This is a genomic window from Allobosea sp. Root381 (assembly GCF_001429395.1).
Taxonomy (GTDB): Bacteria; Pseudomonadota; Alphaproteobacteria; order Rhizobiales; family Beijerinckiaceae; genus Allobosea.
Genome location: NZ_LMJT01000012.1, coordinates 270,725 through 293,403, shown reverse-complemented (window position 1 = coordinate 293,403; position 22,679 = coordinate 270,725). Strand labels below are relative to the sequence as shown.

The 22,679-nt window shown below is 66.7% G+C and carries 20 protein-coding genes, 1 tRNA gene, 1 pseudogene and 1 riboswitch; of the genes and pseudogenes, 13 read left to right on the top strand and 9 right to left on the bottom strand.

What is annotated here, in order from left to right; all coding sequences use genetic code 11:
- Nucleotides 1-60: 60 nt before the first annotated feature.
- The 6 genes from ASE63_RS12850 (at nucleotide 61) to ASE63_RS12825 (ending at nucleotide 8,781) form a co-directional block, all read left to right on the top strand.
- Nucleotides 61-1,398 (top strand): peptidoglycan DD-metalloendopeptidase family protein, encoded by a 1,338-nt coding sequence (locus ASE63_RS12850; protein ID WP_056801514.1) that lies wholly within the window; start codon nucleotides 61-63, stop codon nucleotides 1,396-1,398.
- Nucleotides 1,398-2,738, top strand: coding sequence for a S41 family peptidase (locus tag ASE63_RS12845; RefSeq protein ID WP_056801775.1), 1,341 nt, complete (start codon nucleotides 1,398-1,400; stop codon nucleotides 2,736-2,738). The genes ASE63_RS12850 and ASE63_RS12845 overlap by 1 nt, the downstream gene beginning before the upstream one ends.
- A 107-nt stretch (nucleotides 2,739-2,845) precedes the next feature.
- Complete coding sequence (locus ASE63_RS12840; protein ID WP_056801512.1) at nucleotides 2,846-4,087, top strand: divergent polysaccharide deacetylase family protein; 1,242 nt, start codon at nucleotides 2,846-2,848, stop codon at nucleotides 4,085-4,087.
- Between the two features lies 1 nt (nucleotide 4,088).
- The gene (locus ASE63_RS12835; protein ID WP_056801510.1) at nucleotides 4,089-4,625 is read left to right on the top strand and encodes an RNA pyrophosphohydrolase; all 537 of its coding nucleotides are present in this window, start codon (nucleotides 4,089-4,091) and stop codon (nucleotides 4,623-4,625) included.
- Nucleotides 4,626-4,783: 158 nt separating this feature from the next.
- The gene (pgi, locus tag ASE63_RS12830; RefSeq protein ID WP_056801508.1) at nucleotides 4,784-6,409 is read left to right on the top strand and encodes a glucose-6-phosphate isomerase; all 1,626 of its coding nucleotides are present in this window, start codon (nucleotides 4,784-4,786) and stop codon (nucleotides 6,407-6,409) included.
- A gap of 32 nt (nucleotides 6,410-6,441) precedes the next feature.
- Nucleotides 6,442-8,781, top strand: coding sequence for a xanthine dehydrogenase family protein molybdopterin-binding subunit (locus tag ASE63_RS12825; protein WP_056801506.1), 2,340 nt, complete (start codon nucleotides 6,442-6,444; stop codon nucleotides 8,779-8,781).
- Here the strand turns inward: ASE63_RS12825 and ASE63_RS12820 are convergent.
- The 7 genes from ASE63_RS12820 to ASE63_RS27240 all read right to left on the bottom strand — a co-directional run bounded on the left by ASE63_RS12820 (nucleotide 8,778) and on the right by ASE63_RS27240 (nucleotide 16,142).
- Entirely contained in the window at nucleotides 8,778-9,545 is a 768-nt protein-coding gene (locus ASE63_RS12820) for an SDR family oxidoreductase (protein ID WP_056801504.1), read from the bottom strand. The genes ASE63_RS12825 and ASE63_RS12820 overlap by 4 nt on opposite strands.
- 10 nt (nucleotides 9,546-9,555) lie before the next feature.
- Nucleotides 9,556-10,539, bottom strand: coding sequence for an ABC transporter substrate-binding protein (locus ASE63_RS12815; protein WP_056801502.1), 984 nt, complete (start codon nucleotides 10,537-10,539; stop codon nucleotides 9,556-9,558).
- A 4-nt stretch (nucleotides 10,540-10,543) separates the two neighbouring features.
- Entirely contained in the window at nucleotides 10,544-11,293 is a 750-nt protein-coding gene (locus ASE63_RS12810; RefSeq protein ID WP_056801499.1) for an ABC transporter permease, read from the bottom strand.
- On the bottom strand, nucleotides 11,290-12,210 hold the full coding sequence (locus ASE63_RS12805) for an ABC transporter ATP-binding protein (protein ID WP_082609887.1): 921 nt from the start codon (nucleotides 12,208-12,210) through the stop codon (nucleotides 11,290-11,292). The genes ASE63_RS12810 and ASE63_RS12805 overlap by 4 nt, the downstream gene beginning before the upstream one ends.
- Nucleotides 12,200-13,651, bottom strand: coding sequence for an acyl-CoA reductase (locus tag ASE63_RS12800; RefSeq protein WP_056801497.1), 1,452 nt, complete (start codon nucleotides 13,649-13,651; stop codon nucleotides 12,200-12,202). Before ASE63_RS12800 ends, ASE63_RS12805 begins: the two co-directional genes overlap by 11 nt.
- Nucleotides 13,652-13,654: 3 nt before the next feature.
- The gene (locus tag ASE63_RS12795; RefSeq protein WP_056801495.1) at nucleotides 13,655-14,731 is read right to left on the bottom strand and encodes a long-chain-fatty-acid--CoA ligase; all 1,077 of its coding nucleotides are present in this window, start codon (nucleotides 14,729-14,731) and stop codon (nucleotides 13,655-13,657) included.
- 99 nt (nucleotides 14,732-14,830) lie between these two features.
- A riboswitch (TPP riboswitch) is annotated at nucleotides 14,831-14,956 on the bottom strand.
- 958 nt (nucleotides 14,957-15,914) lie between these two features.
- Nucleotides 15,915-16,142 carry a hypothetical protein gene (locus tag ASE63_RS27240; RefSeq protein ID WP_156410324.1) on the bottom strand — a complete coding sequence of 76 codons (228 nt, stop codon included), beginning with the start codon at nucleotides 16,140-16,142 and terminating at the stop codon, nucleotides 15,915-15,917.
- Nucleotides 16,143-16,409: 267 nt separating this feature from the next.
- Here ASE63_RS27240 and ASE63_RS26550 point away from each other — a divergent pair.
- Both ASE63_RS26550 and ASE63_RS12790 read left to right on the top strand, forming a co-directional pair.
- Nucleotides 16,410-16,691: pseudogene (locus ASE63_RS26550) on the top strand (PRC-barrel domain-containing protein); the annotation flags it as partial.
- Nucleotides 16,692-16,858: 167 nt separating this feature from the next.
- Nucleotides 16,859-17,254: a PRC-barrel domain-containing protein gene (locus tag ASE63_RS12790; protein WP_056801493.1), complete on the top strand. Its 396-nt coding sequence runs from the start codon at nucleotides 16,859-16,861 to the stop codon at nucleotides 17,252-17,254.
- 233 nt (nucleotides 17,255-17,487) lie between these two features.
- On the opposite strand, the gene ASE63_RS27235 is transcribed toward ASE63_RS12790, so the two are convergent.
- Nucleotides 17,488-17,802, bottom strand: coding sequence for a hypothetical protein (locus ASE63_RS27235; protein WP_156410323.1), 315 nt, complete (start codon nucleotides 17,800-17,802; stop codon nucleotides 17,488-17,490).
- Between the two features lie 895 nt (nucleotides 17,803-18,697).
- On the opposite strand from ASE63_RS27235, the gene ASE63_RS12785 reads away from it, so the two are divergent.
- Together ASE63_RS12785 and ASE63_RS12780 are read left to right on the top strand one after the other, a co-directional pair.
- A complete protein-coding gene (locus ASE63_RS12785; protein ID WP_056801491.1) occupies nucleotides 18,698-19,519 on the top strand; it encodes a class I SAM-dependent methyltransferase in 822 nt (273 codons plus the stop codon).
- A 67-nt stretch (nucleotides 19,520-19,586) separates the two neighbouring features.
- On the top strand, nucleotides 19,587-20,300 hold the full coding sequence (locus tag ASE63_RS12780) for a hypothetical protein (RefSeq protein ID WP_056801489.1): 714 nt from the start codon (nucleotides 19,587-19,589) through the stop codon (nucleotides 20,298-20,300).
- 95 nt (nucleotides 20,301-20,395) lie between these two features.
- On the opposite strand, the gene ASE63_RS12775 is transcribed toward ASE63_RS12780, so the two are convergent.
- Nucleotides 20,396-20,485, bottom strand: a tRNA-Ser gene (locus ASE63_RS12775).
- A 302-nt stretch (nucleotides 20,486-20,787) separates the two neighbouring features.
- Here ASE63_RS12775 and rplU point away from each other — a divergent pair.
- The 3 genes from rplU (at nucleotide 20,788) to ASE63_RS12760 (ending at nucleotide 22,659) form a co-directional block, all read left to right on the top strand.
- On the top strand, nucleotides 20,788-21,483 hold the full coding sequence (gene rplU / locus ASE63_RS12770; RefSeq protein WP_056801487.1) for a 50S ribosomal protein L21: 696 nt from the start codon (nucleotides 20,788-20,790) through the stop codon (nucleotides 21,481-21,483).
- Nucleotides 21,484-21,583: 100 nt separating this feature from the next.
- Complete coding sequence (rpmA, locus tag ASE63_RS12765) at nucleotides 21,584-21,850, top strand: 50S ribosomal protein L27 (RefSeq protein WP_056801485.1); 267 nt, start codon at nucleotides 21,584-21,586, stop codon at nucleotides 21,848-21,850.
- 155 nt (nucleotides 21,851-22,005) lie between these two features.
- Complete coding sequence (locus ASE63_RS12760; RefSeq protein ID WP_082609886.1) at nucleotides 22,006-22,659, top strand: GNAT family N-acetyltransferase; 654 nt, start codon at nucleotides 22,006-22,008, stop codon at nucleotides 22,657-22,659.
- The last annotated feature ends 20 nt before the right edge of the window (nucleotides 22,660-22,679 follow it).

The following is a 22,679-nucleotide window of genomic DNA, read 5'->3' as shown; positions in this document are numbered from 1 at the left end:
GACACCGCAGCGTCATTGCGAGCCCCCGGATCTTGCCTTCGGCAAGCCCGGGGGCTCGCAATGACGCTGCGGCGCTGCGGCGTGCCCGTGCTCCTCCTGGTTCTGTGCCTCGTTCGGCCCGCATCCGCCCAGTCCCAGACGCCTGATCCGGACCTCCTTGCCCGCGAGGCGATGCAGAAGCTGGTCGAGAAGCAGGCGCGCGAGGGCGAGCTAAAGGCGATCGAGCAGCGCCTCGCCGGCAATGTCGAAGCTCGCGCCAAGCTGGACGCCGAGATCGCCGCCATCCGCGCCGACCGCGCAGCGCTCAACAAGGCCCTGCTCGAGACCACGGCCCGGACGCAGGGCGCCGAGCAGCGTATCGGTGCGCTCGAACAGCGCCTCGCGTTACTGCAGTCGAGCGAGGCCGCCATCAGGCGCTCGCTGGAAGGCCGACGCGGCCTGATCTCCGAAGTGCTGGCCGCGCTGCAGCGCATCGGCCGCCGCCCGCCCCCCGCCGTATTGGTAAGGCCGGAAGACATCCTGGAAGCCGTCCGCGCCTCGATGCTGCTCGGCGCCGTGGTCCCCGACCTGCGCCAGGAGATCGAAGTGCTCGGCACCGATCTCGGAGAACTCGTCCGGCTGCGCGACGGCATCGCCGATGAGCGCAAGGCACTCTCCACCGAGATGGAGCAGCTCGCATCCGAGCGCCAGCGCCTCGCCTCGCTCGTCGAGGCCAGGCGCGAGCGCGAAGCCAGCGCCGCCAAGGACGCCGAGACCCAGCGCGGGCAGGCCGGCGAGCTCGCCGCACAGGCCCGCAGCCTGCGCGACTTCGTCGAGCGGATGGAAAAGGAGATTTCCACCGCCAATCGCGCCGCCGAAGCGGCACGCCAGGCGCTCGAGGCCGAGACGCGCGAGCAACGCCAGCGCATGGCGGCGCTCGCCTTCAAGGACCCGGCCCGGCTCAGCCCGAAGATCGCCTTCGCCGAGGCCAGGGGGCTGCTGCCGCTGCCGGTGGCGGGTTCACGATTGCGTGGCTTCGGCGATTCCGATGGCGCGGGCGGGACCACACGCGGAATTTCTCTCGAAACGCGCCCCAATGCCCTAGTTTCGGCGCCTTCGGACGGTTGGGTGGTTTATGCGGGCCCCTTCCGTTCCTTCGGCCAACTCTTGATCCTGAATGCCGGCGGGGGATACTATATGCTACTGGCCGGCATGCAGCGGATCGACGTGGCGCTGAACCAGTTCGTTCTCGCGGGAGAGCCCGTCGGGATCATGGGTGAGACGTCTGAAGCGGTGGCGACGATCGTAGGTTCGGGAACCGGGCAACCGGTTCTGTATATCGAGTTCAGAAAAGACGGTGTTTCGGTCGATCCGGCGCCGTGGTGGACGAAACCGCTTGGCGAAAAGGTTCGCGGATGATGCGCAAGGTTTCTCTCGTTTTCGCCGGAGCCGTCCTCGGCGCGGGCCTGACCGGCATGGTCACGCAGACCCGCCTGTTGACCTCGACCAGCGCGGTCGCGGCCTCGGCCGAGGTCTATCGCAGCCTCAACCTGTTCGGTGACATCTTCGAGAAGATTCGCACCGACTACGTCGAGAAGCCCGATGAGCAGAAGCTGATCGAGGCCGCGATCAACGGCATGGTCTCCTCGCTCGACCCGCATTCCTCCTATCTCGACTCCAAGTCCTTCCGGGACATGGATACCGACATGCGTGGCCAGTTCGGCGGCCTCGGCATCGAGGTCACGATGGAGGAGGGCATCCTCAAGGTCGCCAAGCCGATCCGCGACACGCCCGCCGCGAAGGCCGGCATCCTGGCCAACGACATCATCACCCAGATCGACGGCACCGAGGTGAAGGGCCTGTCCCTGACCCAGGCGGTCGAGAAGATGCGCGGCATCATCAACACCCAAGTCAAGCTCACGGTCGATCGCCCGGGCAAGACAGAGCCGCTCGAATTCACCCTGACGCGGACGACGATCGTCGTGCCGGCGGTCGAGGAGCGGGTCGAGGGCGATGTCGGCTATATCCGCATCGGCACCTTCAGCGAGCAGACCTATGAAGGGCTGCGCAAGGCGATCGACAAGGTCAACACCGAGATCGGCGCCGACAAGATCAAGGGTTATGTCATCGACCTCCGCAACAACCGCGGCGGCCGCCTCGACCAGTCCGTACTGGTCTCCGACGCCTTCCTCGATCGCGGCAAGATCGTCTCGACCCGCGGCCGCAACGCCGAGGAGACCCAGGTCTTCAATGCGAAGTCGGGCGACCTGACCAAGGGCAAGCCGGTCGTGGTGCTGATCAACGGCTCGTCGGCCTCGGCCGCCGAGATCGTCGCCGGCGCCCTGCAGGACCACAAGCGCGCGACCATCATGGGCACGCGCTCCTTCGGCAAGGGCTCGGTCCAGACCGTGATCCCGCTTGCCGGCAATGGCGGCCTGCGCCTGACGACGGCGCGCTATTACACGCCGTCCGGCAATTCGATCCAGGCCAAGGGCATCAGCCCCGATGTCGAGATCGTCCAGGAGATCCCGCCGGAGATCAAGGAGAAGATCGCCGAGAACAAGGGCGAGGCGGCGCTGAAGGGGCATCTCAAGGCCGGCGACGGCAAGGACGAGCAGTCGGGTTCCGGCTCCTATGTCCCCAACGACCCGACCAAGGACACCCAGCTGATCGCGGCCCTGAACCAGCTACGCGGCGTCAAGAAGGACGCTGCAGCGCCGGCTCCGGCCCCCGCGCCCGAGGCCCCGAAGCCGAACTGACGGCGAAAGCAGGCCCTCCGGGCTCGACGCCGGCCGCCGGGCACGCCAAGACTAGCCCTGCGGGCCACTGATTCGGGCCCGCTTCGCAAGCTTGAGGACGGCTTCGCTTGGCCGGAACGCCGCTCACGGAGCTCAATCGGCCGCTCGGCCGGGACCGCACCGCGCCCCATGGCAAACCATGGGGCCGTTGGCTCGTGACCGCCTGCGCCTGCCTCGTCGGTCTCGGCTGGGTATCGATCCTCCTGATCGTCGCACTCAGGCGCGACCCCGATGGCGGCGAGCCGATCGTCACCGCCCTGATCGAGAAACGCGCCGCACCGGCCGATTCGGCCTCTGCCGCGCCCGCGGGCGCGGCCTCCAGCCCGGACGCCGCCCAGACCGCCCGCACGCAATCGAACGCCCGCCAGCTCGAGAGCGAGTCCGGCGTCACGGTCGTGCGGCCCGGCGCCGAGGCACCCGGCGCCATCGTCATCACCATTCCCGACAGCGCCGCGACTGTTACGCTCGCCGCGGCGCCAGACGCCCGGCTCGTCGAGCGGACACGCCATGGGCTCCTGCCCAAGATCGGGGCCGACGGCGCAACGCCCGCGCAGGTCTATGCCCGCCCCGAAGGCCCGCCGCCGGCCGGCAAGGTCAACGGCCGGATCGCACTTCTCGTCGGCGGCCTAGGCATCAGCCAGAGCGGCACGACTGAGGCGATCGCGAAGTTGCCGGGCGCGGTGTCGCTAGCCTTCGCCCCCTATGGCGCCGAGCTGGATCGCAGCGTCCAGCGCGCCCGCGGCCAGGGCCACGAGGTCTTCCTCCAGGTGCCGATGGAGCCCTTCGACTATCCCGACAGCGATCCCGGCCCGCATACCTTGCTGACCGGCCCGAAATCGGCCGACAACATCGATCGCCTGTATTGGGCGCTCGGGCGCTTCACCGGATATGTCGGAATCGTCAACTTTCTCGGCGGGCGGCTGACCTCCGACGAGAGCGCCATCTCCCCGATTCTGCGGGAGCTTGCCGGCCGCGGCCTGATGGTGGTGGATGACGGTTCCTCGGCCCGCAGCCTGCTCGCATCCTCCGCGCAGCGCGCGCAGATTCCGGCGCTGAAGGTCGATCGCGTCATCGACAATGTCGCTCGGCCCGAAGCGATCGACAAGGAACTCGCCGCCCTCGAGACGCTTGCCCGCGACCAGGGCGTGGCGATCGCCAGCGCCAGCGCCCTGCCGGTCTCGATCGAGCGGATCGCGCGCTGGGCGCAGTCGCTCGAGGCCAAGGGCCTCGTCATCGTGCCGATGAGCGCCGCGCGCGAGCTGCGCAGCCCCAGGACAACTGGATCTCTGACAAGACAACCGGATCTCTGAGATGACCGAGCACCCGCCGGAAGGCTATCGCCCCTGCGTCGGGCTGGCGCTGTTCAATGCCGAGGGGCTCGTCTTCCTCGGCCGCCGCGCCAACAAGGGCGAGCCCGAGCATGTCGCGCCTGGCCATGAATGGCAGATGCCGCAAGGTGGCATCGACAAGGGCGAGACGCCGGTCGAAGCCGCAAGGCGCGAATTGCAGGAGGAGACCAATGTCACCTCTGTCGCACTGCTGGCCGAGGCTCCGGGCTGGCTGGCCTATGACCTGCCCGGCGAAATCGGCAAACAGGCCTGGAAGGGCCGCTGGCGCGGCCAGGCCCAGAAATGGTTCGCTTTCCGCCTCACCGGCCCCGACAGCGAGATCGACATCGCGACGCCGGCCGGCGGCCACAAGGCCGAGTTCGACGCCTGGCGCTGGGAGCGTCTGGAGCGGACGCCAGCCCTGATCATCCCGTTCAAGCAGGACGTCTATCGCGAGGTGGCGGCCCTGTTCGCTCCCTTTGCCGCCCGCCCGGATTCTCCTGACCCTGCGCGGGGCTGATCCGGCGGCGCTGCCGCGAGCGCTGCGGGCGCGCCTCCAGCCTGACCGGGGTTGATTCCCGCCGCCTGCCGTCCCACCCTTCCACCCGACAGCGAGCCCCAGCCGGCTCGCCGCAGCGGCCGCGTTCGCGGCCCATCGCACCGAACAGGAGCATCATCGTGCAGGATGAGATCTGGGCGCAGCTTGCGGACCATCGCAAGACCACGCAGGGGCACCATCTGCGCAGCCTCTTCGCCGAGGACGCAGCCCGATTCGCAAGCTTCACCGCCCGGCTCGACGACCTGCTGCTCGACTATTCCAAGACCGGCGTCACCGCGCGGACAATGGCGCTGCTGCTGAGGCTCGCCGAAGCTGCCGATGTCGCCGGCAAGCGCGACGCCATGTTCGCCGGCGAGGCGATCAACACCACTGAGAAACGCGCTGTGCTCCACACCGCACTGCGCGCGCCCGCCGGCAGCCGCATCCTGGTCGACGGCGCCGATGTGATGCCGGAGGTCCATGCCACGCTCGACAGGCTGGCCGCCTTCGCCGAGGGCGTGCGCTCGGGCAACATCGCCGCCGCCGATGGCCGCCCTTTCACCGATGTCATCAATATCGGCATCGGCGGCTCCGATCTCGGGCCGGTGATGGCGACGCTCGCGCTGGCGCCCTATCATGACGGCCCGCGCCTGCATTACGTCTCGAATGTCGATGGCGCCCATATCGCCGACACGCTGGCGAAGCTCGATCCGGCGCGCACGCTGGTGATCGTCGCCTCGAAGACCTTCACCACCATCGAGACCATGACCAATGCCGCGACCGCCCGGCGCTGGATCGCCGGCGCGCTCGGCGAGGCGGCGGTGGCGGCGCATTTCGCCGCGGTCTCGACAGCGCTCGACAAGGTCGGTGCCTTCGGCATCGCGCCCGACCGCATCTTCGGCTTCTGGGATTGGGTCGGCGGCCGCTACTCGGTCTGGTCCGCCATCGGCCTGCCGGTGATGATCGCCATCGGCGACAGGAACTTCCGTGAATTCCTCGCCGGGGCGCATGCGCTCGACGAGCATTTCCGGACGGCCCCGCTGGAGCGCAATCTGCCGGTGCTGCTCGGCCTGATCGGGCTCTGGCACCGCGACGTCTGCGGCTATCCCGCCCGCGCCATCCTGCCTTACGACCAGCGCCTGCTGCGCCTGCCGGCCTATCTGCAGCAGCTCGACATGGAATCGAATGGCAAGCGCGTCCGCAAGGACGGCTCGCCGGTCGGCCGCGCCACCGGCCCGCTGGTCTGGGGCGAGCCGGGCACCAACGGCCAGCACGCCTTCTACCAGCTCATCCATCAGGGCACCGACACCGTGCCCTGCGAGTTCATGATCGCGGCCGAGGGCCACGAGCCCGAGCTTGCGAACCATCACCGCCTGCTCATCGCCAACTGCCTGGCCCAGAGCGAAGCGCTGATGAAGGGCCGCACGCTCGAGGAGGCACGCGACCAGCTGCTGAAGCAGGGCCTGGCGCCGGATGCCGCCGCGGCGCTGGCGCCACACAAGGTCTTCCCGGGCAACCGGCCCTCCGTGACCATCGCCTACCGCAAGCTCGATCCCTTCGCCTTCGGCCGTCTCGTCGCGCTCTATGAGCACCGCGTCTTCGTCGAGGCTGCGGTCTGGGACATCAACGCCTTCGACCAATGGGGCGTCGAGCTCGGCAAGGAACTCGCAACCGCGTTGCTGCCCGTCGTCGAGGGCAAGACTCCGGCGGACGCGCATGATTCCTCGACGGCCGGGCTTGCCCGCTATCTCACCGCCACGAGGTGAGCGACCACGGGAGGGCGAGAAGAGCATCGGCCATGAATGACGGCGAAGGCGCGCGACCGCTGACCGCAGCCCTGGACCCGCGTTCGCGGCGGCGGCGCGAGGATCGGCGCTTCCTCATAGGCGAGGGCGACTATCTCGACGACCGCCCGGCGACGGGCGAGCTCTTCGCCGCCGTGCTGCGCTCGCCCCACGCCCATGCGGTAATCGTCTCGATCGACACGGCAGCGGCGCTCGCCCTGCCGGGCGTACACGGCGTCTACACCGCCGACGACCTGGCCGACCTCGGCCCGCTGCCGACTTCGATCAAGGTGGCGACGGTCGAGCCGCTGATCGTGCCGCCGCGCCTGCCGCTGGCCCGCGAGCGCGTCCGCCATGTCGGCGATCCGGTGGCCTTCGTCGTCGCCGAGAGCACCGCGCTCGCCCGCGAGGGCTGCGAGCTGATCGCGGTAGACTACGACATGCTGCCCTCGGTCACGGAGCTCAGCGCCGCGCCCGAGCCGGATGCGCCGCAGATCTGGCAGGAGGCGCCCGGCAACCTCGCCTACCGCTTCCGGCGCGGCGATCCGGCCGCGGTGGAGCAGGCCTTCGCCAGGGCCGCCCATATCGTGACCTGCGAGCTCGTCAACAACCGCATCGTCGCCGCGCCGCTGGAGACACGCGTCGCGCTCGGCCGTTTCGATCCCGGAAGCGGCGTCTACCGTCTCGAGATCAGCGGCGCCTCGGTCCACGCCATCCGGCAGGAGCTGGCGCAGGGCGTCTTCGGCCTGCCGCTCGACCACATAGAGGTCTCCTGCCCCGATGTCGGCGGCGGCTTCGGCATGAAGAACGTGACCTATCCCGAATATGCGCTGGTGCTCTGGGCGGCGCGCACGCTCGGACGGCCGGTGCGCTGGATTTCCGAGCGCATCGAGGACTTTACCGGCGGCGTCCACAGCCGCGACAATCTCAGCGCCGGGCGTCTCGCGCTCGACCGGCGGGGCCGCTTCCTGGCGCTCGAAGTCGAGACCATCGGCAATCTCGGCGCCTATGTCTCCTCGCTCGGCCCGGGCAGCTCGACCAATGCACCCTCAGCGGCGATGGGCGGGCTCTACGACATCCCCGCCATGTCGATGGACGTGCGCGGCGTCTTCACCAACACCGCGCCGATCGACGCCTATCGCGGTGCCGGCAAGCCGGAGGCGAACTACCTGATCGAGCGCCTGATCGAGGCTGCCGCCCATCAGCTGCGCATCGATCCCGCCACGCTGCGCAAGCGCAATTTCATCCGCAAATTCCCCTACCGCTCCGCCTTTGGCACCGTGATCGACTGCGGTACCTTCACCGAGAATCTCGACAAGGTGCTGCTGGCTGCCGACCGCGGGGGCTTCGCCGCCCGCAGGCGCACCGCGAAGAAGCGCGGCAAGTTGCGCGGCTTCGGCATAAGCTGCTTTCTCGAAACCTCGCGCGGCCAGCCCGATGAGGAAGCCTGGCTGCGCATGCATGACGACGGCACCATCGACATGGCGGTCGGCACGCAGTCGAACGGCCAGGGCCACGAGACCAGCTTCGCCCAGGTCGCGGCCGAACGGCTTGGGTTGCCCGTCGAGACCTTCAACCTGGTGCAGGGCGACACCGCCCGCGTGCCGCGCGGCGGCGGCCATGGCGGCGCCCGCTCGCTGCATCTCGGCGGCACGGCGCTGGTGATGGCCGCGGACGATTTGATCGCCAAGGCGCGGCCCGCCGCAGCGCAGTTGCTACAGGTCTCGGCCGATCGGCTGGAGTTCGCGGATGGCCGCTTCCGCGCCACCGCAGAGAGGGATGGGCTCGCCCGCGAGATCGACCTCTTCGCCATAGCCCGGCATGTCCGCGACAGCACGGGCGCCGCGCTCGAAAGCCATGGCGACAATGTCTGCGACGTCATCACCTTCCCGAACGGCGCCCAGGTCGCCGAGGTCGAGATCGATCCGGAAACCGGCGCGATCTCGCTGGAGCGCTATGTCGCGGTCGACGACTACGGCACGTTGGTCAACCCGCTGCTGACCGAATCCCAGGTCCATGGCGGTCTGGCGCAGGGCATCGGCCAGGCACTGCTGGAGGAGGCTCTCTACGATCCCGATTCCGGGCAATTGCTGAGCGCGACCTTTATGGACTACGCCATGCCCCGCGCCGACGACTTGCCCTTCTTCGATCTCGAAATGGTCGAGGTTCCGACCAAGGCCAATCCGCTCGGCGTCAAGGGTTCGGGCCAGGCCGGCTGCATCGGCGCGCCGCAGACGGTGATGAATGCGATCCTCGACGCGCTGCGCCCGCTCGGCGTGACCCATCTCGACATGCCGGCGACGCCGGCGAAGATCTGGCGGGCGATCAGGGATGCGCAGGCGGCAGGCAGCTAGCCCATCACCAGCCCGCCATCGACATGCAGCGTCTGGCCGGTGACGAAGCCGCTCCAGTCGGAGGCCAGGAACAGTACAGGCCCCGTAACATCCTCCGCCGTCGCGATGCGCCCGAGCGGCGTCTGCGCGATCAGCGCCTCCTTGACATCCTCCGGCGTGCGGCGGCTGGCGCCGGTCGGCCAGACCAGCCCCGGCGCGACGCAGTTGACGCGGATGCCGAGGGGCCCGAGCTCAGCGGCGAGATTGCGGCTGAAGCCGACCAGCGCCGCCTTGGCCGTCGTGTAGTCGTGATAGGGAATGCTCGGCCGGGCCACGAGGTCGGTCGCGATGTTGACGATGGCGCCGCGCCCACGCCTGCGCATCAGCTGCAACGCTGCCTGGCAGACATTATAGGTCGCCTTCAGCGCACCATCGACCTGCGCCTGATAGGCCGACCACGGCGTCTCCCAGAAGCGCGCCCGAGCCTCCGGGTCGAAGACGTAAGGCGCGAAGGCGTTGTTGACGACCGCATCGAGCCGGCCGGCCTCCTCGCCGATGCGCGCCAGCATCGCCTCGACCTCGGCCGGAACGGTGACGTCCGCCGCGATCGCCAGCGCCTGCCCGCCCGCCGCCCGGCAGGCCTCGACCACCGCCTGCGCCTCCGCTTCGCTGCGCCGGTAGTTGACGAAGACCAGCCCGCCCTCGGCGGCGAAGGCCCTGGCGATGGCGGCCCCGATGCCGCGGCTGGCGCCGGTGACCAGGATCGTCCTGTCGCGAAACTTCATGGCTCTCGCCTCACGGGATCAGGTCCGATTTCACCACCTGCCCCATGTCGAGCGGCTTTGCGATCAGCCCGAGCTTGTGGAAGGTGTCGGCGCCCTTCTGCATCGGCTCCATGTCGAAATGCCCGAGCCCCTTCGCATCGGTGGTCGGCGACACACTAGAGGCGTTGCGCAGCTTGATGATCCCGAGGTTCAGCGCCTCGTCGCGGCCGTTGATCGCGCGCGTCACGGCGATCTTCGCCGCCTCCTCGGGCTTCGCGATCATCCAGGCGGCGCTGTCGCGATAGGCCGCGAGGAAGCGCTTCAGCAGCGGCTTCTTCGCTTCATAGGTCGCCTGCGTCACGACGAAGATGTCGCTCGGCAGGTTGAGATGGTCCTTCACCTCGATCACATCGACCTCGGGGAGCCCCTTCATCCGCCCGACCAGCAGGCCGGTATCGGTCGCGGCGGTGGCATCGACCTGGTCCTGGATCAGCGGCGCGAAGTTGAGCAGGCCGGTCACTTCCATGGCGATGTCCTTCTCGGTCAGCCCGACCTGGTGCAGCAGCACCTGCAGGTTCTGCCGCGTGCCGCTCGACAGGCTGTAGACGCCGACACGCTTGCCCCTGAGATCGGCTGGCCCCTTGATCCCCTTGGCCTTCGGCGCGACCACGTTGAAGACGTTCTGCGGGTAGATGTTGTAGATCGCGACCAGCTTCTCGCCCTTGTCGAGCGCGAGATAGAAGGCGGCCGGATCGGTAAAGGCGATGTCGGCCTGCCCCGTCAGCATGTTCTGGATCGCCGAGCCGCCACCGGTGCCCGGCACATAGCCAAGCTCGATGCCCTTCGCCTTGAAGAAGCCCTTGTCCGGCTCGGCCAGCAGATTGGTGATCTCGCTGATCGGCTGGCTCCAGCCCGCCACGGTGACCTTGTCGAGGGGCTGGGCCTGAAGCGGTGCGGTGCCGATCAGGACCGCGCCAAGCAACGCGAGCATATGGCGGCGGGAATGGCGAAGCATCGGCCTATCCTTTCAGATGGTGGCGCAGCAGCAGCCGCTCGAGCATCAGCGTCGCCTGGTAGAACAGCATTCCGAGCAGCGTGATCACGATGAACAGCGCGAACATCAGGCTCGAATCCATCACGCTCTGGGCCGCGATGATCGAGGCGCCGAGCCCCTCCCGCCCGCCGATGAACTCGCCGACCACCGCCCCGACCAGCGAGAGCACCACCGCGACGCGAAGCCCTGCGAGAACCACAGGCAACGCGCTCGGCAGCTTCAGCCGCAACAGGGTCTGCAGGCGGCCGGCGCCAAGCATGCGGAACAGCTCGCGCCGCCCGGGATCGACCTGCGACAGCCCGGTCAGGGTGTTCTCCATCAGCGGGAAAAAGCAGATCAGCGCCGTGATCACCACGGTTGGCGCCATGCCGAAGCCGAACCAGATGATGAAGAGCGGGCCGAGGGCGAGCTTCGGCACGACCTGGCTCGCGACGATGTAAGGGTGCAGCATGCGCTGCAGGACCGGGGCCTCCGCCAGCAGAATGCCGGTGCCGAGCCCGACCGCACAGCCCAGGGCGAGGCCGAGCGCCATCTCCGCCGCGGTGACCCACAGATGCGGCAAGAGCCGCCCGCTCGCGATCTCGCCCCACAAGGTCGCGAAGACCGAGGACGGCGCCGGCACGATCAGCGCCGGCACGCTGCCGAGCCGGCAATAAGCCTCCCATGCACCGAGGAGGACGACCAGCAGCAGGGCGGAGGCGAGACGCAAGCTCATGACGCTTCGTCCATCGCCTGCCGGAGTTCCCGGCAGAGCGCGTTGAAGGGCTGCTCGTAGCGCATCTCGCGCCGACGCGGCCGGGGCAGCGCGACATCGAGCGCGTGATGCAGCCGTCCGGCCGCCATGATCGCGACCCGGTCGGAAAGATAGACCGCCTCGCCGATGTCGTGGGTGACGAAGAGCACTGTGGTGGCCTTGAGCGCACAGAGCGCCAGCAGGTCATCCTGCAGTTCCTCCCGCGTCAGCGCGTCGAGCGCAGCAAAAGGTTCGTCGAGCAGCAGCAGGTCGGGCTCCGCGACCAGGGCTCGCGCCACGGCGACCCGACTCTGCTGGCCGCCCGAGAGCTGGCCGGGATGGCGATGCGCCAGGGCGCCCAGCCCGACCAGCTCGAGCAGGGTCTGCGCGCGATCGCGATCCTCCGAACGAGGCCGGCGCTTCAGCGATATCGGCAGCAGCACGTTGTCGGCGACGCTGAGCCAGTCGAGCAGCGTCGGCTGTTGGAAGACGAAGCCGATCCGCGGCCCCGGCCCGCTCAGGAGCGCGCCGTCGATGCGGACGCGACCGGCCTCAGGCTGCAGCAGACCGGCGGCCAGCTTGAGCAATGTGGTCTTGCCGCTGCCGCTGCGGCCGACGAGCCCGTGGAATGCGCCGCACGGGATCGTCCAGTCGACATCGTCGACGATCGCCGGCCCCGTGCCGTAGCCGTAGCGGGCAGCCTCGATCGCGACGAAGGTCTCTCGCTGCCTCCCTCGTGCGTGATCTAAGCCCTCACCCTGAGGAGCCAGTCCCTTGGGAATGGCGTCTCGGAGGATGCTCCCGGAGGCTCCGGAACCGCTTGGAACATCCTTCGAGGCGCAGCTTCGCCGCTCCTCAGGATGAGGGCTGAAGGGTGGGGGATGGCGCTCAATCGACATAGGGTGCGAACGCTTCCGCCGCGAGCTCGGCCGAGTGCTCGATCTCGGTGATGGTCACGAGGTCGAGCAGGTTGAAGCGCCCGTCATTATGCCAGCCGGCCTCGGGCGCAGTCATCGTCCCGAAGGCCGCGATGCGGGTCACGCCGGCCTCGCCCAGCAGCGCGGCGATCCGGAACAGTTCCTCCGGGGAGGCCGCGATCGCTGCACTTTGCAGAAAGGACCGGAACGGCGCGACCAGCGGCACGACGGCGTCGAGGCTCTCCACAGCGACGATCTTGAGCGTGCGGTTCAGCCCGCTCGGCGCCAGCGGCTCGGCCGCATCGACCTGGACGACGCTCCAGCCATCCTCCGCATCGCCGAGGACGAGCCTGCCCTCGTTGTCGAAAGCCCGCATCTCCTCACCGCTGCGCCAGGCGGCAACGCCGGCCGCCTCCGCAACCGACAGCGCCCGGCGCGGATGCCGGCGCGCGAAGGCGGCGAGCTCCCGCGAAACCATTTCGGCGAATTCTCGGGGCGAGACCTTGCCGCCGCGCTCAACGAACAGCATCTGCGGCGAGTAGCATCCCTGCTGCTCGTAGCGCATCGCATCATGGGCGCAGAGGCGGGCGAGCGCGCCGGCCTTGCGCGCATCGAGTGCCGCCACCGAGACCACGCCGAAACCGATCTTGTGGCCATGCGTCAGGAAGCGCGCCGTGATCGGGGCGCGCTCGCGGATCGCCGCCAACGCATCGTTGCCACCATAGGCGACGATCGTGTCCGCCTGGTTCAGCCAGACCTGCTCGCTTGCGGCATCCCCACCCTTCCACCAGACGATGGCGAGGCATTCTCCGAGCCTCGGATCGATTTCGGCCAGGATCTGCGCGAACCAACCGGCGAGCAATGGTTCGGCGCTGGCAACCTTGCCGATGCTGCCGGCCTTGACCAGGAGGCCGGAGATCAGGCTCCAGAGCGACAGGCCCGGCACGTTGCCGGCCCAGATGTGGAGCAGGAGCTCCGGACCATGGGCGCGGGCGAAGCCACCCTTCATCGCAGGCTGGAAGCCATCGAGCACGCCCGGATTGGCAAAATCCTCGGCCAGGAAACGCTGCAGCTGAGGTGCGCGAAAGGTCCTGAGATAGCCGGACAGGCCGAGCCTCACCGTCTCCGCGTCATAGCCGGTCACCACCGGCAGCAGCGCTTCCGCCTGCCGGCGCAACGGGTCCTCGCGGTCGAGCAGCCGCGCGATCGCCTTGTCGATGGTCGCGACGATCTCGGCGACGGGGAGCGTCTTAAGATAGCTGCGTGCATTCTCCCTGACCCTCGCGGCCAGAGCGAGCCCCTGGGCCTCGCTCAGCAAGGGCACATCGACCGTGACGCCCTCACCCCAGGCAGAAAAGTCCAGCCGCCGCCACTCGACCTCGGTCGCGGCAATCCCCGGCAGATGTCCGGCGAACAAGTTCACGGATCAGCCCCGCGCCGCCTTCAGAAACTCCTCGACGGCGAGCGAGCAGCCCTTGGAATCGGCGCCGTCGACGCGGCCGAGCAGCTTGAACCCGCCCTCGACCATGACGCCTGCATCCTCCGTCAGGATCGCCGAGGCGCAGTTGAAATGGGCGAGGTCGTGATGGACCAGCACGCCTGTCGCGCCCTCGGCCAGGTCCCGCCCGCTCACCGGATCGACCACCCGGCTGCGAATCCAGTGCGGGCCTGATTTCACCGGCGGGCAGACGGCGTTGCCGTCGTCATAGAACTGCGTGCTGAGTTCGGTCATGCCGTACATGTTGATGCAGAGGTTGCGCGGCACGCCGAAGGTCGCGGACAGCGCATCGTAGAAGGCATCGGCGCCCATCTCGCGCGACTGGCCCTTGAAGCCGCCGGTGTCGAGGATGCGGCTGCCCTCGGGCAGGGCGAAGCGGCGCCCCTGCCCCGTCAGCGCATCGAGCAGATGTACGAAGCTCCAGCTCGCGCCGAGCAGCGCGTAGGGTTCGCCGGAAGCCTCGGCCTGGGTCAGCGCGGCAATCACGCCGACCACGTCGAGCCCCTGCGGCCCGACGAAACCCGCGCTTCCGGCCGCCCCGCATTCGCGCTGCGCCAGCGCAAGGTAACGCGCCAGCGAGGAGTTCGGCATCGCCGCCTCGTCCGGGAACAGGATGCCCATGCGGATGCGCTTCGTGCCCTGCATGAAGCGGCGGCGGAAATTCACCAGCATCGAGCGGTCCCAGACCGCGAGCGTCGGATGATGGCTGCGGCCGCGCAGCCCCTGCGTCGTGCCGCTCGTCATGAAGATGCGTTCTGCCGCCTCGGGCGCGCAGCAGCTCAGCGTCAGGTCCTTGAAGGCGGTGATCGGCACGGCCGGGATGTCGCGCCAGTTCCTCACCGTCAGCGTGGTGCGCCCACGCTGGATGGCGAAGCGGCGATAGGACTGGTTGTTCGCGAACTGATAGGCGAAGACGGCGAGCGCCATCCGCTCGAATTCCGCCTCGGAGGCTTCGCCCTGGTCGATGAAGCCCAGCAAAGCCTCGATGATCTGCGCTTCCGTCACGTCAGCCACACTTTCCCGCAAAGCTTCGCGGACAGGCGGAATGCCTGGCACGAGACCGCGAATCCGGCCGACGCGAAAGCATGGAAAAGGGGCGGCGATCCGCACCGATGTCCCGCATCCCTACGCCGGTATGAACCGGATCAGGTTCGGAGGGTCACCGCGTTGTCCGGCATCGCTGGACGGGCGGAATCTCAGCCTCCTAGCGAGGCCCCCCTGGGAACGCGTCCAGCATGAAGGCGCGCGCGCCGCGATGTCAAGAATCGTCGCGCGGATCGCGAGGTCGAGGCGAGCAGCGAGGGCAAACGGCGCCCCATGGCGGGGCCAGGCGATGCGGCACGGACATTCCGTCAACGCAGCGCGCCATCCCGCTGCCGGAGGTAGACCAGCGCCGGATGCAGGTTATCCTTGCACTGTCGGTCTGGCTATCTGTGCGGAGGGAGCGCAGCATATGCGACAAGAGACGGCATCGGTCCGGGGGGACGCCCCGGAGTTCCGCGAGCCACGACCGGGCTGTGATGATTGCGGCGCACTCGCCCTTAACATTCCCGTATGGTCGAACGAGCGGACGCCCATCTCCTGCGAGGGCTGCGGAAGGACGGTTGGAACGATCGGCCAGCTCCGCGAACTGCTCCGCGCAGCGCTGCAGCCGGACGAGGACGCGCCCGACTGACCCCCGTCGCCTGAAAAGGCCGCCGCCACCCGGGGGATGACGGCGGCGAGTCGCAGACGGGGAAATAGTCGTTGGCGGGCTCATGCCCACTTCGGACTCCGGAAACCGTCCGGCACGGATACACGGCGGCTGCCGCGATGAGCGGGAGGAAGGTTTCCTCTGGCTTCCCTTCTTGGTCGCGGATGAGCCGAGTGAGGTTCACGGGTGCTGGCTGATGGCCGCGCCGTGTTGACGCCGCAGCACATGGCGCGCTTCAGCCCCTTCCGGTGTCCAGCATTGGCGGCGGCTGGATCTCCGGACGGCTGGTCAGGCTCGCCGGCGCTGTCGACGGCCGATGCAGGCCAATCCCGGAAAGTGCGGTGAGGCGGAAAGGGTCTCATCGGACGGACCCGAATGCCCGAGGCTCGCCCTCAAGGCCGGTCCACGGAGCCGGAAACGCCCCCCATGGCTCCGGCCATTGGCAGGCGTTCTGTGCCAAGAGCGTGGAACGGCATGGTCCGGCTTGAACTCAACTCAGATGGACGACATCGAAGCGCCGAAGACGTGAATCGCCATCAGCGAGACGAGGGTCGCAACGGCGAACCAAAGCCAAAAATCCAGCGAGGCAAGGTAGCGCATCGAGCCTGCTCCCTGTTGACTTCGAGATAATGCTGGACGCGTCGTGACGTTCCCCGATCCAAGGCGGATACTTAAAATCCAATCGATTTTGGTAAATAAAATCTTATCGATTTCAATCTTCATCTCAGATTTCCGGAAGATCAGGTCAGATTCGGAGGGATCGCGAAATCACCAATCTGGGACACTTGGCGAAGACAGCTGCGATTCCGGCCGAATCGACCTGCGCCAACTCCCGAATTCTGCGGCCGGCGCCTCCTGGGCAATGCTATTCGCGGGCCGACCCCGTTACTGGTCCGCCTGGTGCTCGTCGACGCTGTTAACGGCGCAGCCGATGCGCTCGCCTGCCCGGTTCAAGCCCGGCAACCCTGACAGCCCTAAAAGGAGCATGTCATGGACCATTCCAAGCATATCCGCCTTTCCGACACGGAGCTGACGCCGAACGTTCTGGAGGGCGCGACGATCTACGGGCCTGGCGACGAAACGATCGGCTCAGTCTCCCACGTCCACGGAGCCGGACCGACGACGCAGGTCGTGGTCGACGTCGGCGGCTTCCTCGGCATCGGGGCGAAGCCGGTGGCGGTTCCGCTGAGCCAGCTCGACTTCATGCGCGATGAAGACGGCGACGTTCATGCGGTCACGAACTGGACCAAGGATCAGCCCAAGGACATGCCGAGCATACCGCCCCCTGATCCGAATATGTGCCGCGTCACAAGGCCCGGCCTCGCTTCCGCGGGGCCAGGCCGTTTTTTGTTTCGATGGAACGCAAGCCGGGGGTGGGCAGTTCGTCGGATAGGTCGCCTGACATCTGCCGCGGGCGCCATATCTCGAAAGCTACTCCAATGCGCTATATCGCCCTTTCACTCGCCGCCCTGCTTGCTTCCAGCGCTGCGTTCGCGCAGTCCGCACCGACACTTGCTGACGGACCGGTGTTCACTCAGGTCAATCAAGCCTCGGCGCTCGGCAGCAGCCTCAAGGGGCTGAATGTCAAGAACGCTGGTGATGAGACTGTCGGCGAAATCGAAGACGTCGTGGTGCAGGGCAATGCGCTGGCTTCCTATATCCTGTCGGTCGGCGGTTTTCTGGGCATGGGCACGCACTATGTCGCGGTGAGCCCAGCGGGCTTGGCCATTACCTGGAACGAGACCGACAAGAAGTGGAACGCTCGCATCAACGCGACCAAGGATCAGCTTAAGGCCGCCCCCCAGTTCAAGTTCGAAGGCCGCTTCGCGAAGTAGCCAAACGAACCCAGTAGAGGTCTTGCCGTCTTCGTGCTGCTGGAGCACCGACGGCGTTTTGCCCTTGCGCGACGACAGTCAAAGGCCCGGTCCCCGAAAGGAGGCCGGGCCTTTTCGTTTCCGCGCACCGCTGTCGGTTCTTATGGCATTAGGTAGCAAGTTCGCCGACGCCCGGCCCGCAACGAACGGCAGGCATGACATCGCGCTGGAGCGCGCACGTCACGCACGGGCGCTTAAGGCCGAGGGGAAGCCCGCTCTACCCCCGCGTAAAATCGCGCGAAGATCTCGTCGAGTGTCAGTTCCGATTCTTTTGGGCCGGCTCTGTTGCCAGAGACCACATCCAGCGCAGTCATAGGCGGTATAGCACTGCTGCCGCTGCTGACAGCACGATCCAAGTGTTCGGGAAGATCCTTCACACCTTCCGAGCCGTAGCAAACGTCGTAGTAGCGCTCGAATTCACCGCGGGCCAACGCGAAACTGCTCGGAGCATTAGTGATGCTGGACCATTCCAGAAACAGCCCTTTGTAGTGGATGATGCAAGAGGCCATGTCATATGCTCCCCATACTTTGGAGAAACGTTCAGCGCCTGATCACCGAATCTCGCGGATCATATTAGATGGCAGTTCCTGACGGCCCGAGCACGATGTCCCACGCGGGAACCAGTAAGTAGCTTCCGGGTTAACAAACCGCGCCGGCTTGCTGGCGCCGTGTGGTTGCCGTTCCCCCAACGACCTGGCACCCACACGCTCTACCGCCGATCAGGGTGCGAGCCGCGGATGTAACGGTGGCATCGGATCGTGCGGTAGCGCAGTTTCAGTAGCGGCCGTTCGCCTCGCGCGACGACGGTCAGAGGCCCGGTTCCCCGAAAGGAGGCCGGGCCTTTTTCGTTTCAGCGCACCGCCACCAGCGCAGCGTACCGGATGATCTCGCTGGGAGCTTCGCCACAATCGCAGACCGCCGGCGTTGGCGGCGCAGAACCTCCGGGGTTCGACAGGGTTGCTCCCATAGGTCGCTTGCCGAAAGGAGCCTCCCATGATTGCGATTGTCGTTGTCGTCGGAATGGTTGCTGCGGTAGTGGCCGGTTGGTCCATTGCACTGGACTAGGCAGCTTAGCCGCATTCTCTGCACCACGACCCACTTGGTCGCGGCTCCGAAAGGGTCGGCGGCCTTTTGCATTCAGGACAGCCGCTTCGATCTCGCTCCCCAGGCCGCGCACTTCAAAGAACTGATGGGCGGCGTAAATTTCGATTCTCGCGATAGGAGGCGAGGCCAAGGAGCCACGCGGATGCTGTGCGGACGGCAAGGACCCGATAATTCTCTGTCTTCACAAACGATCTATCGCTGGTGACGTGATCGTTAACACGACGGTCGTTCGAATTTGTTTCTGCGACGTCTACAACTGTGTGGCCTCGTTGAATGAACATTCCACTCTAGAGAGCCGCCATGAAAATACTCCGCACGATCGCGAGCGCCTGCGCCATCTCGGCGCTCATGCTCAACGGCGCGCTGGCACAGAGCGCACCGGCTACCAGTCAGTACACGCCTTCATCCGGTCAGGCCGGAAAGGATGTCGTTTGGGTGCCAACACCGCAGGCCTTGGTGGACCGCATGCTCGACATGGCCAAGGTCACTCCGAGCGACAACCTGGTCGATCTTGGATCCGGCGACGGGCGTACCGTCATTACCGCCGCGAAACGCGGCGTCCGGGCTCACGGCATCGAGTACAATCCGGACTTGGTCAAGCTGGCGCAGGAGGCGGCAAAGAACGAAGGAGTGTCCGATCGTGCAACGTTCGAGCGCGCCGACATTTTCCAATCTGACTTTTCCAAAGCATCGGTGGTCACGCTGTTCCTGCTCTCAGCGCTCAACCTGAAACTGCGCCCGACGCTTCTGGATATGCCTTCCGGCACCCGGATCGTATCGAATACCTTCAATATGGGCGATTGGGAGCCGGACGAGACCATCTCTGCCGGCGGCAATTGCACATCATACTGCACAGCCTTCAAGTGGGTCGTTCCCGCCAAGGTCGCGGGTACGTGGCGACTCAATGATGGTGAACTGAAGTTGAGCCAAACCTACCAAATGCTGTCCGGCACGCTTCTGGAGGGAGGCAAAGACCTGACCATCAGCGACGCGAAGATGGACGGAGCCAGGATCACCTTTACGGCCGGCGGGAAACGTTTCACAGGCCAGGTTATCGATGGAAAAATGACGGGCCAGGCCGATAGCGGAGCCGCCTGGAGCGCCACGCGTACGTCAACGTAATCACGACGCTATCGGAATCTGCGGGCGCACTGAGCCGCGGCTCCCACCCGTCTCTGCTACGGATCGCTTGCAAACACGAGAGCAGCGGCCGCGTTTCGCTTCCGACTTCGGCGCGCTGCAGAAGGCGCTTGGCGGGCGCGGCGGCAAGCGTTCGGCGGCCGGCGCCATCCTCTATGCTTTTGATCTGCTCTACCTGAACGGCCAGGATCTGCGCTCGCTCCCGCTCGGCCAGCGGCGCGAGCTCCTGGGCGATACACTTGTCCGCGCCCGACACAGCTCGCTCCGCTTCAGCGAGGAGGTCGATGTAGATGGCGGCGCCTACCTCGATTTGGCTTGCAAACTTGGCCTCGAAGGTATCATCGCCAACGACCGTGACGCGCCTCACCGGTCGGGCCGCGGCGGCGACTGGCTCAAGATCAAGTGCAGCCAGTCCGAGACGTTCGCCATTATCGGCTATGAACCGTCACCTGTAGCGCTCGGCGGTATCGGGAAACTCTTGCTGGCCGCTCGACGCGGGGACTCGCTCGTCTATGTGGGCGGCGTCGGCACCGGCTTCACGCAGGCGAGCGGCACGGCGCTGCGGAAGCAGATGGACAAACTCATGGTCCTGAAGTCAGCGGCCGGCATGAGAGGCAGGCGAAAGACCGCCCGATGGATCAAGCCCGATTTGCTGGCGGAAATTTCGTTTCGAGCCTGGACCGATGACGGCAAGCTGCGCCATGCGTCGTTCAAGGGGCTGCGCGAAGGCGAGGACGCTGCCGACATGTTCGAACTCGACTGAAAGCCAAACTTTTTCAGCCGGTGGGGTAAATGGTGGGGCGGCGACCTCAGTCCCAAATTTTTCCTGGGACATTTCAACCGGTTAGGGCCAAAGAATGGCGGACAGGGAGGGATTTGAACCCCCGATACCCTTGCAGGTATGCCGCATTTCGAGTGCGGTGCATTCAACCACTCTGCCACCTGTCCGCGGTCGCCTTCGGTCGAAGCGGGCTGGTTACTACACGGCGCGTTCCGGCAAAACAAGTCTTGCGGCCGGTATAATTCGCAAGCAGCCGGCACGCTTTCCCTTGACCTGCACCGACCTTGCGACTATCGAGCCTCGTCCGGCGTGGGGAAACCTGCGCCTGATCTCTTTTGGCCTGTTGCTCGCAAACCGCGCATGCCCAGGCCGGCAAGAGCGCACCCGAACCCGTAACGACTGCCAAAAAGCCGTCCCGCATGCGCCTCGTCGAGGCCATGACAGGGCGGGGCCGAACATGGAGGATAAAATGTTCGCAGTCATCAAGACCGGCGGAAAGCAGTTCCGCGTCGCCGCCAACGACAAGATCACCGTTGCCAAGATCGAGGGCAACCCGGGCGATACCGTCGCCTTCGAGACCGTTCTCCTCCTCACCGAGGGCGAGAAGACCACGCTCGCCGCCAAGGACCTCGCCGCCGTCACCGTCGCGGCCGAGATCGTCGAGCAGGCCCGTGGCGAGAAGGTCATCGCCTTCAAGAAGCGCCGCCGCCAGAACTCCAAGCGCAAGCGCGGCTTCCGCGCCGAGCTGACCGTGATCCGCATCACCGACATCCTCACCGGCGGCAAGAAGCCGGAGATGAAGAAGGGTGACGCTTCGGCCGTGGCGCTGAAGGCCGGCTCCTCCGAGGCCAAGGGCAAGGCTGCGGCGAAGGCCGCTCCGAAGGCCAAGGCTGCGGCCGCCGAGACTCTCGACGCCTCGAACCTCTCGCTGATCTCGGGCGTCGGCCCAACCATCGAGAAGAAGCTGCGCGCTGCCGGCATCGCCTCCTGGAACGACATCGCCGCCTGGACCGAGGCCGACGTCGCCAAGTGGGACGAGGAGCTCAAGCTCCGTGGCCGCGCCACCCGCGAGGAATGGGTCGAGCAGGCCAAGGAATTGCTGGCCGGCAAGCCCCCGCGCGCCAAGGCCGACCAGGCCGAGCAGGCTTCCGGCGAGGACTACTGACGGCACCCGTCAGTCTGACTTCGCCTTCGACGCCCGGACCGGCTGGCTTTCGCCGCCGATTCGGGTTAGAGAGAACACATCAGTTTTGAGGTAGGGCGTTATGGCTCACAAAAAGGCAGGCGGCTCGTCCCGCAACGGTCGCGACTCCGAAAGCAAGCGCCTCGGCGTGAAGAAGTTCGGCGACCAGGCGGTCGTGTCCGGCAACATCATCATTCGTCAGCGTGGCACGCGTTGGCATGCCGGCGTCAATGTCGGCATGGGCAAAGACCATACCCTCTTTGCGACGACCGCCGGCCGAGTCCGATTCACGACGAAACTCGGGCGAGCTTTCGTGAACGTAGTCCCGGCCCAAGAGGCCGCAGAGTAAGAGGCGGATAGGGAGATTTCTCGATCCGCCGGTTCCATCGAACCGATCGGATCAAGGGCTCCCGCCCAATACGGGTTTCCCGAAGGTCAAGCGAAAGGGGAGATGGGACCAAAGTCCCAGCTCCCTTTTTTCGTTTGCGCCGACGGAGAGACGCCATGTTCCCCGAACTGACCCGCGACGATGTCTTCCGCCTCGAGACCCGCCGTCTCTGGCTGCGCTGGCCGCGCATGGCCGATGGCTCGGCCATCCTCCGCCAGGCCGGGGAGAAAGCCGTGGCCGAGATGACGGCTTCGATTCCGCATCCCTACCCGGTCGATGCGGTCGAGCCTTTCATCTTCGCCATGCGCAAGGGCAACGCGCTGGGTGACCATCTCGTGTTGGCGGTGACGCCGCGCTCGCGGCCGAACGAGCTGATCGGGATGATTGGCGCGCACCGGCAGGCGAAGGGCGTGCCCTTCATCGGCTACTGGCTCGGCGCCCAGCATTGGAACAAGGGCTATGCCACCGAGGCCGTCCAGGCGCTGATCGACTCGCTCTTCACGCTGGTCGAGATTCCGGCGATCGAGGCGGATACGCGCGTCATCAACCCGGCTTCGCGGCGGGTGCTGGAGAAGTCCGGCTTCCGCGCGGAGGGCTCGTTCCTGAAGTCGCTGCCGGCGCGCGGCGGGCTCTTCCCCTGCGAGCAGTACCGGCTCGACCGCTCGACCTGGGCGGCGCTGAAGAGCTGGGGCGCCAGCGGCTGGGCTCATGCGCCGGAGCATGACGGCATCAAGCGCGTCGAGACAACGGGCGAGCCCTGCCCTGCCTGAGCGATCCATATCAACGACTG